The organism is Arthrobacter sp. Y3225116 (genome assembly GCF_059091245.1).
Genome location: NZ_JBNHGL010000065.1, coordinates 1 through 13,341 on the forward strand (window position 1 = coordinate 1; position 13,341 = coordinate 13,341).

Here is a 13,341-nt window from a genome sequence, read left to right on the forward strand (position 1 = left end):
GCGGTCGCGGTCCGCCCGGGCTCTTGGGCCGTGGGCGCCGCTGGTTCTTCGGCCGGGCGCGCCGGAGTTTCTTGGGACGCGCGCACGCTGGTTTCTTCGGCCGCGCGCGCCGGACTCTCCATGTCCTGACCGCCCGGCACCTGCGTGGGCTGTTGCTCAGTCAATGAGGCTCCTGCCGGTCAGCCGGAGGAAGACGTCCTCCAGGCTGGAGCGCCGCACCAGGGACGTGATCGGGCGCAGGCCGCGGTTGGACACCTGCTCGAGGGCCGCCTCGCCGTCGTCGGCATAGACCAGCACACGGTCCGGCAGCGTTTCAAGCCGCTCCCCGATGCCGGCGAGCTCCGGTGCCACGGTGGTATTCCGCTCGGAACCGAACCGGAGCTCGAGGACCTCGCGGGTGGAATGTTCGCGGATCAGGGCTGACGGCGACCCTTCCGCCATGATCTTGCCCTTGTCCACCACGATGAGCCGGTCGCACAGCTGCTCGGCCTCGTCCATGTAGTGCGTGGTCAGGATCAGGGTCACGCCCGCTTCCTTGAGCCGGAAGAGCCGGTCCCACAGGATGTGGCGCGCCTGCGGATCGAGTCCGGTGGTGGGCTCGTCGAGCAGCAGCACCTTCGGATCGTTCATCAGCGAACGGGCGATGGTCAGCCGCCGTTTCATGCCGCCGGAGAGGGCATCGACCTTCGCCTTGGCCTTGTCCGTCAGCTGCGCGAACTCCAGCAGTTCGTCCGCCTTGGGGCGCAGGTAGGAGTACGGCAGCCCGAAGTAGCGGCCGTAAACGATCAGGTTGTCGCGGACCTTCAGTTCCTCGTCCAGGTTGTCCTGCTGCGGCACGACGCCCAGATGCGCCCGCACCTCGGGTCCGTGTCGGTCCGGGTCCAGGCCCATGATGCTCAGGTCGCCGGACGTCCGCTGCGAGACGCCGCCGATCATCCGCATCGTCGTGGACTTGCCCGCACCGTTGGGTCCGAGCAGCCCGAACGACTCCCCCGCCGGGACTTCGAAGGAGATGCCGTCGACGGCGTTGAAATCGCCGTAGGTCTTCACGACGTCCCGGGCGGAAATGACGGCTGCGGAGGTTTGCTGAGGCAACCGGTGTGAAAGCGATGTTTGAGGCACTGCTATAGCCTAGATCACACTAGCGATTGAGGAAAGCCAATCGGGGTCTCGCCTTTTCGATGTCGCAGCTGTAAGCACTCAACGGCCGGAGCCACCACCCTGGCGGGGCGCATGGGCCTCCACCGCATACCTGACCATCTCCGCGGCTCGGTCGGTCAGCCTGATCCCTTCGGGCCAGACGATCTTCACGCCTACCGGGCGGACCGCCGGCTCGATCGGCAACGCGGTGAAAGTCCGGCCTTCATAGGTGGCATCGCCGGACGGCCGCTGCACCAACACTGAGTAGCCGATGCCCCGCCCGACCAGCGAGCGGGTCAGCTCGAAGTCCGTGGTGCGGTACCTGATTTTCGGCACGACGGAAGCATCACGAAACACCGACATCGTGTGATGGCTGCTCGGCGGCGCATCAAGCAGGATCATTGGCTCCTCGGCCAGCTCGGCAAGGCTCACCGCCTCCCGGCGGGCCAGCCGGTGGTCGGCCGGCAACAGCGCGTAGGCATGCATGGCGTCCAGCTGCACCGACTCCAGTCCCGGCCGCAGATCCATGTCGTAGACGATGGCCAGGTCCAGCTCCCCCGTGAACAGCTTGTCCTGCACGGCATCCTGGGTGCCTTCGACGAAGTCCAGCTGCACCTTGGGATGCTCGGCTGCGAAACGCTCCAGCAGCCCGGGCAGGACAGTCGGCGCCAGGGTCAGGTAGCAGCCCACCACCAGCGGGCCGGCCAGCTCTCCCCCGCCGCTGCTGGTGCTTAGCTCCAGCTCCTCGGCCTCGCGCAGGAAGGTAGCGGCGCGGGCGTGCAGTTGCCGGCCGGCAGGTGTCAGGCTGACGCCGTGTGCCTTGCGGCGGACCGTGAGCTGGGTGCCGAAAATACGCTCCAGTTCCTTCACTGCCGCGGCCACTGCCGTCTGTGAGACATGGAGTTCGTCGGCGGCGGCGGCGATCGTGCCGGCCTCTGCCACTGCGACGAAGTACGCCAGCTGCCGCAGCGTGTACCGGACCAACGTGCCTCCTGCGCCGCGAAAATGTAAACCAAGGTTTTTCGGAGGATATTTCCCCTCTTTATGAACTTTACCGGCGGATATGTCTGCTGTCACACTCGGAGGAGACACACCTCACGCCGGGTACGGTGCGAGGCCCGCCGGCAAGGCTCCGGCAACCCGTTTCCGGACCAACCACGACGAGGAGAGCGAGAATGACCGCCGCCACCGAAGCCCGCCCGGTTCCCACCGCGGATTGGGTCACCATCCCGGATCTCTACCGGAACCCGTATCCGATCTATCAAAAGCTGCGGAGCGAAGCACCCGTGCACTGGGTGCCCGCGGTCAACCGGTACATGGTTACCAGCTACCAGGCCTGCCACGTGATCGAGCAGGACCAGGAGCGTTTTTCCGCCAACGAGACCAATTCGCTCATGAAGCGGGCCATGGGCCACTCGATGCTGCGCAAGGACGACCCGGAGCATGAGGTGGACCGGAAATCCTACGGGAACGTGCTGCGGCCCAAGGCCATCAAGGAGCACTGGAACGCCATCTTCCAGGCCAACAGCGACAAATACCTGGCGCAGTTGAAGGCGGCCGGCCCGGGCGCCGACTTCGTCTGGGAGTATGCCGCCCCCTACGCCGCGGAAAACCTGCGGCTGATCATGGGCTTCCACAACGCCACCCAGGAAGACATGCAACGCTGGTCGCAGACCATGATCGACGGCACCGGCAACTACGCCGACGACCCGGACGTCTGGGCCAAGTCGGAACAGTCGTACAACGAAGTCGACGACGCGATCGACGAAATCCTGCCCTACCTGCGCAAGAATCCGGATGCCAGCCTGCTGTCCGGGCTCACCTCCATGCCGATCCCGCTCGAGGCCATCCGGGCGAACATGAAGATGACCATCGGCGGCGGCCTGAACGAACCGCGCGACGTCCTGGGCACCACCGCGTGGGCGCTGCTGGCCAACCCGGACCAGTTGGCCCAGGTGCTCGCTGACGAATCCCTCTACGCGCGCGCCTTCGAGGAGTCCGTACGCTGGGTCGCCCCCATCGGCATGTACCCGCGGGAGGTCACGCGCGACACCGTCGTGGAAGGCATGCAACTGCCGGCCGGCGCGCGGCTGGGCATCGTCGTCGGCGCAGCCAACCGCGACCCGGCGGTGTTCGAGGACCCCGAATCCTTCAACATCAACCGGGAGAAGAAGCCGCACCTGGCATTCGGCGGCGGCAACCACTTCTGCGCCGGCGCCTGGGTGGCACGCGCTTCGGTGGCACAAATTGCCATGCCGCAGGTTTTCCGCGAACTGCCGAACCTCCGCCTGGATCCGGACAACGCTCCGGTCGACGCCGGCTGGGTCTTCCGCGGCATGACCAAGTTCCCGGTGCTCTGGGGCTAAGACCGGCCCGCACGGCACCGTTCCCACCACTCCCAAACCAGCGCCCACAGCAAGGACAATTCCCCATGGCAAAGATCAGCTTCCACCACTCTGACGGCAACGTGGACGTGCTCGACGTCGACCCCGGCACCTCCCTGATGCGCGCCGCCGTCACCAACGGCGTCGACGGCATCGTCGGCGAATGCGGCGGCCAGGCCATGTGCGCCACCTGCCACGTCTACGTCCGCCCCGAATACCTCGACGGCCTGCCCGAAATCGGCGACGACGAAGACGAAATGCTCGACTGCACCGCCGGCCCCCGCGACGACACCCGCAGCCGGCTCGGCTGCCAGATCACGGTCGGCGACGGCCTCGAACAGATCGAGGTCGACGTCCCCGACGACCAGATCTAAGCCTTCGGCCGGCGGCGGCCGCTGCAGCGGCCGCCGTGTCGCTCGGCCCCGCTGCCTGCGTGAGCGGTCCGCAACCAATGCTGACCGAAGCCGCCACGGCGGACCACGGCCGCGACGGCCGGTTGCTGGCCTACGATCAAGGTCAGGCCCGAATCGAGGAGACGAACCTTGGCGAAAATCAGCTTCCACCACTCCGACGGCAACGTCGACACGCTGGACGCGGACGCCGGCATCGCCGAAGAAGCAATGCTCGATACCACCGCAGCTCCCCGCGACACGGACCGCAGCCGCCTCGGCTGCCAACTCACCGCCGGGGACGACTTCGACGAACTCGAAGTCGACATCCCCGACGAGCAGGCGTAACCGGGGCCGCTGCGCCCGCCTGCACGTCCCGCACCGAAAGGCCCTCCATGAACAGCCCGGAAAACATCGTCATTGTTGGCAACGGCCAGGCCGGCATCCAGTTGGTGGATTCGCTGCGCAAGGAAGGCCACGCCGGGGCCATCACCCTGCTCGGCGACGAGCCGCACTACCCCTACCAGCGGCCCCCGCTGTCCAAGGACTACCTGACCGCGGAGAAGACCCCGGCCCCGCTGCCGCTGCGCCCGGAAAAATTCTTCACCACCAACGACGTCGATGCCCGCCTCGGCGTGAGCGCCACCTCCATCGACCGGGCCGCCAGGACCGTCACCCTCGACGACGGCGCCTCGCTGTCCTACACGAAGCTGGTGCTCGCCACCGGGGCCGCCAACCGCGAACTGAGCGTGCCCGGCGCCAACCTGGCCGGCATCCACGGCCTGCGCACCCTCACCGACGCCCAGACCCTGCACGCCCGCCTCGATACGGTGGGCTCCGTCGTCGTCATCGGCGCCGGCTTCATCGGCCTGGAGTTCGCCGCCGCCGCCCGCGCCCGCGGCTTGGACGTCACCGTCCTCGAGTACGCCGACCGGCCCATGGGCCGGGCCCTGACCCCCACGATGAGCGCGTTCTTTGCCGCCGCCCACCGGCGCCTGGGCGTGGACCTGCGCCTGGGCGAAGGCATCGCCTCCTTCGACGCCGACGAGACCGGGCACGTGACCGCCGCCATCAGCACCACCGGCGGACGCTACCCCGCGGACCTGGTCCTGGTCGGTGTCGGCGTCATCCCCCGCACCGAACTCGCGTCGGCCGCCGGCCTCGAGGTGGACAACGGCATCACCGTGGACGCCACCCTGCGCACCTCCGACCCGGACATCTACGCCATCGGCGACTGCGCGTCCTTCCCCAACGCCCACGCCGGCGCCCGCACCCGGCTCGAATCCGTGCAGAACGCCACCGACCAGGCCCGGCACGCCGCCCGCGCCATTCTCGGCACCGGGACCGGCGGCTACGCGGATCTGCCCTGGTTCTGGTCCAACCAGGGGCCGCTGCGCCTGCAGATCGCCGGACTGGTTGCCCCCGGCGACGACGTTGTGCTCCGCGGCGACCCCGCCGACGAAAAGTTCTCCGTCTTCTGCTTCCGCAACGGCACCCTCGCCGCCGTCGAATCCGTCAACCAGCCCGCGGACCACATGGCCGCCCGCCGCCTTCTCGCCGCCGGCGCCACCCTCACCCCCGGCCAAGCCGCCGACCCCGCCTTCGACCTCAAGGCACACTCCAAACTGCAGCCGGCATCGCTCTAACAACACCGCCGGTGCGTCAGTGAGCGGCTGCGGGTCAGGTTACGGCTCAGGTGGTGTCGGCGGGTCAGGTGCCCGGCAGCGGGTCAGGTGGCGTCGGCGGGTCAGGTGGCGTCGGCGGGTCAGGTGCCCGGCAGCGGGTCAGGTGGCGTCGGCGGGTCAGGTGCCCGGCGGCGGGTCAGGTTGCGGTGCCTGCGCCGCTGCCCAGTGCCTGCACGGCATGGCCCAGTACCGCCTCGGCTCTGGGACTGAGCACCATGGTGTCCGGCCAGATCGCACACATGGTTGTCTGCGATACGGGCGGCGACAGCGGCCGCACCGCGACCGGGCGGCCTTCGACCGTCACGGCCGGGGCGGCCGGCCGTGACATCAGCAGCGCGTACCCCAGCCCCCGCCCGACCAGTGCCTGTACCAGCACCGCCTGCGGCATGGACGTGGCGATGTACGGGCGCAGGCCGCGTTCCTCAAAGACGCGGTACGTGTTCGCCGTGCTCGGGCTCGACTCGTACATGATCAGGGGTTCGGCGGCGAGGTCCGCCAGATCCACCGTTGGCTGCTCGGCCAAGGGATGTTCCGGCGGCAGCACAGCCTGCAACTCGGTCTGATAGATGGTGCGCTGGCTGTACCCGGCCGGGAGTTCCATGTCGTAGACCATGGCCAGGTCCAGGAGCCCGGCGTCCAATGCGGGCAGCAGGTCGTCGTGGGAGCCGACCGTGACGTCCACGCTGATGCCCGGATACTGTTCGGGCAGGCGATCGAGTACCGAGGGAAGGACGCTGCTGGCGAAGCTCGCGAAGCACCCCAACCGCACCGGTCCCTTAAGTTCGCCGGCTGCGCCTGAGAGGTCGTTCATCAGTGCTTCCGCATCGCGCAGCAGCAGTCGGGCCCGTTGCGCGAAGAACTGGCCCGACGGGGTCAACTGGAGGCCGCGCGCCTTTCGCCGCACGCAGAGCTGCTCACCCGCGGCCCGTTCCAGGGCCGTGATGGCCTGCGACAGCGCGGACTCCGAGATGTTGAGGCTGGCGGCAGCCGAACTCAGTGTCGGATGGTCCGGGAGGGCCGCGAAGAGTTGAAGCTGGCGCAGGGTGAAATCGACCACAGTACTTCAGTCCAATCAAAGAAGTTCGTCGGTTATCTGAAGTTTACCGACGATTGCGAGGCGTGTCACAATGGTTGTCACGTTCAACGTTCTGCCCAAACGGTGGCTGATCCCAACCGGCGGGCAATCGCCGGGCTGCAAAGCAGACCCGGCGGCGGAACCACACGATCCGGGCCGAACACCCCGGCCTCGTCGTTCCCGCCCGCCTAAGCTCCACCCATCTGGTCGCGCCGGCCTCCTCGGTGTGACCGACCCAAGAGGACAACTATGAGCACTACAGTTTCCGGGCAATCGTCCGCCGCTAATCAGCGTCGCGTCGCATTTGCCACCATCATCGGCACCACCATCGAGTGGTACGACTTTTTCATCTACGCCACGGCAGCGGGCCTGGTCTTCGCGCACCTGTTCTTCGAGCCGGCCGGCGAATCCATCGGGCTGCTCCTTGCCTTCGCCTCCGTTGGCATCAGCTTCCTGTTCCGGCCGCTGGGCGCCTTCCTGGCCGGCCACTACGGCGACAAGCTTGGCCGCCGCGCCATGCTGGTCATCACGCTGATGATGATGGGTGCAGCGACGACGCTGATCGGTGTCCTGCCGACCTACGAGACCGTCGGAATCCTAGCCCCGGTGCTGCTGCTCCTGCTGCGCATCCTGCAGGGCATCTCCGCCGGCGGCGAATGGGGCGGAGCCGTCCTGATGGCCGTGGAGCACGCCCCGCGTGACCGCCGCGGCCGTGCAGGCTCGTTCCCCCAGCTGGGTGTGCCGCTCGGCATGCTGCTCGCTTCGGGCGTCATGACTTTGATGACCGGCGTGATCTCCCCCGGCGAGGCCTTCCTTGAGTGGGGCTGGCGCATCCCGTTCCTGCTCAGCGTCGTGTTGATCGCCATCGGCTACATGGTTCGCCGCTCGGTGGACGAGTCCCCGGTGTTCAAGGAGATCGCCGACAAGAAGCAGCAGCAGAAGGTCCCCATCGTGGAACTGTTCCGCAAGCACTGGCTGCTGGTCATCCTGGCCGCACTGATCTTCGCCGGCAACAACTCTGCCGGCTACATGGCCACCGGCGGGTTCATCCCCAGCTACGCCACCAGCGAAGCGGTGGGCATGGAGCGCACCGACGTGCTGCTGGCCATCACGTTCGCCTCGGCCATGTGGTTCATCTTCACCGCCGTGTCCGGCATCATGGCCGACAAGATCGGTCGCAAGCGCACCTACCTGATTGGTTTCGGCGCCCAGCTACTGACGGTCTTCCCGCTGTTCTGGTTGATTGACACCGGTTCGCTGGGGATGCTGTACCTGGCGCTGGCGCTGTTCAGTTTCGGCCTGGGCTTGAGCTACGGCCCGCAGGCGGCCTGGTACAGCGAGATCTTCCCGGCCTCCGTGCGCTACTCGGGTGTCTCGATCGCCTACGCACTGGGCGCGATCCTCGGCGGCGCGTTCGCCCCGACCATCGCCCAGGCACTGATCAATTCCACCGGGACCAGCAGTTCCGTCTCGGCGTACCTGTTCGGCATGACGATCATCTCCATCATCGCCGTGCTGATCCTGCGCGACCGCCCTGGCATCGATCTGTCGATCAACAACCAGGCCGAACAGGAAGTCGGGGCTACCGTCTTCGACAAGCGTCGCGGGGTTTCCACCGACGACGCCGTCAAGGCCGGCGTCTAAGCGAGCAAAGGTCGTGCTGGAGTAACCTCAGCTGACTCGATACCGAGGCGGGTGTCCTGCCGGAACAAACTCCGGCCGGACACCCGCCTCGGTCGTGTCCGTCCCGTTCGTTCACCTCTCCGGCTCCCCGACCGGCGTCGCGCGCTTTGGTCGTGTCCGTCCGGTCCGTCGAACTCTCCCGCTCCCCGACCGGCGTCGTACTTTTCCACCAGAACATGCTGCGGGAGGGCTGGTGCTGAGCTCAGGCAGCTTGATCCGCGGACCAGCCACGCCGCTGCAGTGCCGCGGTGATTTTTCGGATGGCGCGGTCTGCACCGTTGGCCATGTGTCGTCTGGAGATCCGCACTTCGTCCCAGTCTGCTGACCGGGCCCGTTCCGCCCGCTCGATGTCCCGCGCGATTTGGTCGGCCTGGCCGTGGCCTTCGCCCTCGTATTCGATGGCGATCCGGTATTCAGGCAGCGACAGGTCCGGGCTGTGCAGAGCAGCGCCGTCGTCGTTCCTGATCGGCTTGTTCACCTCGGGTTCCGGCAATCCAGCGCTGAGCATGGCCAGCCGGAGCCTGGTTTCGGGCGGAGAGTCCGCTCCGACCCGGGCCAACGCCAAGGCTGCACGAGCTTTGCGCAGGCCCCGCTTCCCGGGGTGGCGGCTCAGCAGGGCCTGAAGGTCCTCCCGGGTGGTGAATGGAGCCACGCGCCCTTCGAAGTCCGGCCGCGGAATGCGCAGCAGGTAGTCGGCTATCACCACCAACTCGGCTAGATCGAGGGACTCCGCCAAATCCAGCCATGTCCGCGTGCGCGTCGTGACGCACAGTCCATCCACCCAAGCCACTTCATCCGGAACGAGCCGGGAGCGGTGACCCACCACGCCGGGGCGTTGCATACGTGCGCGGTTGCTTGGGCGCGAGATATGAACCCGCCGATCGAAGCCGGCGGCAGGTTCGGGAAAACCCCACAGGCGTGCCGCGGTGTCATGTGAGGCAGCGCTGGAATCGCTGATCCGCGTGAACGGCCGCACGCGGGCTGCGAGGTCGAGGCCGGCCGGTTGGACGGTGCAGATGCCCCGGCTTATCCGGATGAGGCGTGGGTGGCGCAACTGGCTCTTGCTTAGCCCCGATTTCAGGCCGTCCTCGATCGTGAACGCGGCGGCCTGCACGTGTGTCGGGAGCGGCCTCAGCCGTGGCAGGCACTGTTCGGGTCCCGGTCGGCGTGCTGGGCTCATCCGGACATTATCTACAGCCGGCGCCCTAGCGTGCGGAAGTCATTCACAGGTCATCGAGTGGCGGAAAGCTGCAGCGAACGTCGGCGTGTCGCTGCAACTTTGCGCCAGTCCTTTGTCGCCAAGGTTGCCGCCGCTTCGGCGGCCGCTGACGATTGGCTGCCGTAACAGTTTCCGCGGCCGCTCATATGGGCTGCCGTCTCAATGCCGCTGCCGACTCAATGCAGCCGCCGCTGACTTTCCGGCGACGCGGGGCCATCCCCCGGCCGCCGACTCAGTCCAGCTGAATCTCCGGCCGCGCGAGGCCAAACGCCCGGGCCGCCGGCTTGACCGGACATGGCCGGCTGGACCAAGCAGCGTGGCCGGAAACGCCAAAAGGGCGGCGTCGGGATCCGGACACCGCCCTCTTGAGGTTCAGCGCATGGTCAGCCGGCCTGGCGCTCGGCGGCTCCCACGACGTTGGCCAGCAGCATGGCACGCGTCATCGGACCGACGCCGCCGGGATTGGGCGAGAGCCAGCTGGCCACGTTGCGGGCCTCGGGCTCCACGTCGCCGGTCACCCGGGCCTTGCCGTCCTCGTCCTCCACGCGGCTGACCCCAACGTCCAGCACGACTGCGCCTGGCTTGAGGTCGGCTGCCTTGATCATGTGCGGCATCCCCGCGGCGGCTATCACGACGTCGGCCTCGCGCAGTTCCGCCGCCAGGTCCAGCGTTCCGGTATGGGCGAGGATCACGGTCGCGTTGATCTCCTTGCGGGTCAGCAACAGGCCCAGGGGTCGCCCGACGGTGACGCCACGGCCGACGACCAGCACGCGTTTGCCCGCCAACTCGACGTCGTGGCGCAGCAGCAGCTCGACACAGCCGTGCGGGGTGCAGGGCAGCGGCGAGTCCAGCGGCTCGCCCACGTTGAGAACCAGCCGGCCCAGGTTCATCGGGTGCAGGCCGTCGGCGTCCTTGGCCGGGTCGATCTTTTCCAGGATGCGGTTGGTGTCGATGTGCTTGGGCAGCGGCAGCTGCACGATGTAACCGGTGCAGGCAGGGTCGGCGTTGAGCTCGTCGAGGACCGCTTCGAGTTCCTCCTGCGAGACGGAGTCAGGCAGGTCGCGACGGATCGACTCGATGCCTACCTCGGCGCAGTCCTTGTGCTTGCCGCCGACGTACCATTTGCTGCCCGGGTCCTCGCCGACGAGGACTGTACCCAGGCCGGGCACGATGCCCCTGGCCTTGAGTGCTGCTACCCGTTCCGTGAGCTCGGTCTTGATTTGCGCGGCGGTGGCCTTGCCGTCCAGCACGCGGGCGGTCGGCGGGGTCGTGTAGAGGTTCATGTCACCACTCCTCGTGGCCGGGGTAGAGCGGGAAGTCGTCGGCGAGCTTCTTCACGCGGGCCCGCAGGGCGGCAGTATCGGCACCGCCCTTGAGCGCGGTGGCAATGATGTCTGCGACCTCGGTGAATTCGGCCGCCCCGAAACCGCGGGTGGCCAGCGCCGGCGTACCGATGCGCAGCCCCGAGGTGACCATCGGCGGGCGCGGGTCGAACGGCACGGCGTTGCGGTTGACCGTAATGCCTGCCTCGTGGAGCAGGTCTTCGGCCTGCTTGCCGTCCAGCTGGGAATTGCGCAGGTCCACCAGGACCAGGTGGACGTCGGTGCCGCCGGTCAGCACGGACACGCCGGCCTCGGCCACGTCGGCGGCGGCCAGGCGCTCGGCGAGGATCCGGGCGCCTTCGAGGACGCGTTCCTGGCGCTGCTTGAATTCCTCGCCCGCGGCGATCTTGAAGGCCACCGCCTTGGCAGCGACCACATGCATCAACGGGCCGCCCTGCTGGCCCGGGAACACGGCCGAGTTGACCTTCTTGGCGAAGGCTTCCTTGCCCAGGATCACGCCGGAGCGCGGGCCGGACAGGGTCTTGTGCACCGTGGAGGTAACGATGTCCGAGTGCGGCACGGGGTTCGGGTGCAGGCCGGCGGCGACCAGCCCGGCGAAGTGTGCCATGTCGGTCCAGAGGTAGGCCCCGACCTCGTCGGCGATGGAACGGAACGCCTCGAAGTCCAGCTGCCGGGGGTACGCGGACCAGCCGGCCACCAGCACGTTCGGGCGCTCGGCCAGCGCCTGCTCGCGGACCTTGTCCATGTCCACCCGGAAGGTCTTCGGGTCAACCTCGTAGGCGGCGACCTGATAGAGCTTGCCGGAGAAGTTCAGCCTCATCCCGTGCGTGAGGTGGCCGCCGTGGGCCAGGGACAGGCCCATCATCTTGTCGCCCGGCTGGATCAGGGCGGAGAGGGCGGCCGCGTTGGCCTGGGCGCCGGCGTGCGGCTGGACGTTGGCGAATTCCGCGCCGAAGAGCGACTTGGCGCGCTCGATGGCCAGGTTTTCGGCGACGTCTACGTGCTCGCAGCCGCCGTAGTAGCGGCGTCCCGGGTATCCCTCGGCGTATTTGTTGGTCAGGACCGAGCCCTGGACTTCGAGCACCGAACGCGGCGCGAAGTTCTCGGAGGCGATCATTTCGAGGGTGTCGCGCTGGCGGCCGAGTTCGGCGTCGATCACGGCGGCGATTTCAGGATCCACCTGGGACAGCGGCAGATCGGTCACAGAGGGCGTAGAAGTCAAGGGAGAATCTCCTGGGTGGTGGGGCTTATCTCACTGCTACAGGCCAGATTACCGGCTGCAGGCACCCGCTCGCATGACGCAGGACCTGCCCCGGACACACTCCGGCCCGAACGTGACCTTACGTCCCAGGCGTGCGATCCGAGGTCGGTATATACAGGAGCGGTAACCAACGGTCTCCGGCCCTGCTGCCACTTCCTGGTGGTGCCCCACCTAACGCCAGTCGCGGCGAGCCAATACTAGCAGCCGGTCACTGCACCGGGCGGTCCGAGAGCGCAACCTGAACGCTCCGGGTCTCGTCGTCGCGGCGCACTTCCACGCTGACTGTGTCGCCCGGATTGTGCTGGCGGATGGCTGCCAGCAGGTCTTCGGCGGTCGCCAGCGCCTCGCCGTCCACGCTCAGCAGCACATCGCCGGCGCGGATTCCCGCCTCGTCGGCCGGGCCGCCGTCGCCTACGGACAGGGCCAGGACGCCCTCCGCCTGGGGCACGCCGAGCTGCTCGGCGATCGCCGCCGTGATGCTGGCGGGAGTCAGGCCCATGAAAGCGTGGTCGGCGGTGCCGTCTTCGAGCAGTTCCTCGGCGACTTCCCGGGCGGTGGCGGCGGGGATGGCGAAACCGAGCGACACCGCGCCGGCCTCCGGCGGGATGTAGGCCTCGCTGATGCCCACCACCTGGCTCCGCGCATTGACGACGGCGCCGCCCGAGTTGCCGGGGCTGATCGGCGCGTCGGTCTGGATCAGGTCCACCAGCGCCAGGCTCGACGAGGCGGAGCCCGGGATGGAACGGTGCAGGCCGGAGATGATGCCTGCCGTGGCGGTATTCTCGAAGCCCAGCGGCGAACCGATCACCACGGCGAGTTCGCCGATCGTCGGCAGCGAGGTGTTGAATTCGGCGGCCGGCAGCCCGTCGCGCTCGGTCCGCACCAACGCCAGATCGGACACCGGATCCGTCGCCAGGACCTCGCCCGCGCTGCGTTGCCCGTCGGCGAAGCCGACCTCGACGGTGGTGCTGTCGCCGACCACATGTTCATTGGTCAGGATCAGCCCGTCTTCGGAATAGACCACGCCGCTGCCCAGGCCGTTGTCGGTGAAGACCGTGACCACGGACGGCTGCACGTTCTCCACGATCTCCGGTATGCCGCCGGCAGGCTGCGCTCCCGCGGGCTGTCCTCCCGCGTCCCCCGGCGCCTGCGCGGTCCCGCC

12 protein-coding genes are annotated in these 13,341 nt (G+C 67.9%); 5 read left to right on the top strand and 7 right to left on the bottom strand.

Translation table 11 applies throughout. The features are described from left to right. Positions 1-156: 156 nt before the first annotated feature. Both AC5RV2_RS08395 and AC5RV2_RS08400 read right to left on the bottom strand, forming a co-directional pair. Complete coding sequence (locus tag AC5RV2_RS08395; RefSeq protein WP_494091993.1) at positions 157-1,095, bottom strand: ABC transporter ATP-binding protein; 939 nt, start codon at positions 1,093-1,095, stop codon at positions 157-159. Positions 1,096-1,200: 105 nt separating this feature from the next. Then, positions 1,201-2,124, bottom strand: coding sequence for a LysR substrate-binding domain-containing protein (locus AC5RV2_RS08400; RefSeq protein ID WP_494091984.1), 924 nt, complete (start codon positions 2,122-2,124; stop codon positions 1,201-1,203). Between the two features lie 191 nt (positions 2,125-2,315). Between AC5RV2_RS08400 and AC5RV2_RS08405 the strand changes: the two genes are divergently transcribed. The 4 genes from AC5RV2_RS08405 (at position 2,316) to AC5RV2_RS08420 (ending at position 5,559) form a co-directional block, all read left to right on the top strand. Beyond that, positions 2,316-3,506: a cytochrome P450 gene (locus AC5RV2_RS08405; protein ID WP_494091985.1), complete on the top strand. Its 1,191-nt coding sequence runs from the start codon at positions 2,316-2,318 to the stop codon at positions 3,504-3,506. A 65-nt stretch (positions 3,507-3,571) separates the two neighbouring features. Beyond that, on the top strand, positions 3,572-3,898 hold the full coding sequence (locus AC5RV2_RS08410) for a 2Fe-2S iron-sulfur cluster-binding protein (RefSeq protein WP_494091986.1): 327 nt from the start codon (positions 3,572-3,574) through the stop codon (positions 3,896-3,898). Between the two features lie 168 nt (positions 3,899-4,066). After that, positions 4,067-4,261: a hypothetical protein gene (locus AC5RV2_RS08415; protein WP_494091987.1), complete on the top strand. Its 195-nt coding sequence runs from the start codon at positions 4,067-4,069 to the stop codon at positions 4,259-4,261. A gap of 47 nt (positions 4,262-4,308) precedes the next feature. Next, a complete protein-coding gene (locus tag AC5RV2_RS08420) occupies positions 4,309-5,559 on the top strand; it encodes an NAD(P)/FAD-dependent oxidoreductase (protein WP_494091988.1) in 1,251 nt (416 codons plus the stop codon). Between the two features lie 175 nt (positions 5,560-5,734). On the opposite strand, the gene AC5RV2_RS08425 is transcribed toward AC5RV2_RS08420, so the two are convergent. Next, positions 5,735-6,655 carry a LysR family transcriptional regulator gene (locus tag AC5RV2_RS08425; RefSeq protein WP_494068258.1) on the bottom strand — a complete coding sequence of 307 codons (921 nt, stop codon included), beginning with the start codon at positions 6,653-6,655 and terminating at the stop codon, positions 5,735-5,737. Positions 6,656-6,922: 267 nt separating this feature from the next. On the opposite strand from AC5RV2_RS08425, the gene AC5RV2_RS08430 reads away from it, so the two are divergent. After that, positions 6,923-8,317 (top strand): MFS transporter, encoded by a 1,395-nt coding sequence (locus tag AC5RV2_RS08430; protein ID WP_494091989.1) that lies wholly within the window; start codon positions 6,923-6,925, stop codon positions 8,315-8,317. Between the two features lie 241 nt (positions 8,318-8,558). Here the strand turns inward: AC5RV2_RS08430 and AC5RV2_RS08435 are convergent, their stop codons facing one another. The 4 genes from AC5RV2_RS08435 to AC5RV2_RS08450 all read right to left on the bottom strand — a co-directional run. Continuing rightward, entirely contained in the window at positions 8,559-9,137 is a 579-nt protein-coding gene (locus tag AC5RV2_RS08435; protein WP_494091990.1) for a putative endonuclease domain-containing protein, read from the bottom strand. A gap of 821 nt (positions 9,138-9,958) precedes the next feature. After that, a complete protein-coding gene (locus tag AC5RV2_RS08440; protein ID WP_494091991.1) occupies positions 9,959-10,858 on the bottom strand; it encodes a bifunctional methylenetetrahydrofolate dehydrogenase/methenyltetrahydrofolate cyclohydrolase in 900 nt (299 codons plus the stop codon). 1 nt (position 10,859) lies between these two features. Continuing rightward, the gene (gene glyA / locus AC5RV2_RS08445; RefSeq protein WP_494001510.1) at positions 10,860-12,140 is read right to left on the bottom strand and encodes a serine hydroxymethyltransferase; all 1,281 of its coding nucleotides are present in this window, start codon (positions 12,138-12,140) and stop codon (positions 10,860-10,862) included. A gap of 247 nt (positions 12,141-12,387) precedes the next feature. Continuing rightward, positions 12,388-13,341: S1C family serine protease (locus AC5RV2_RS08450; protein ID WP_494091992.1), on the bottom strand; the 954-nt coding region annotated here is incomplete at its 5' end.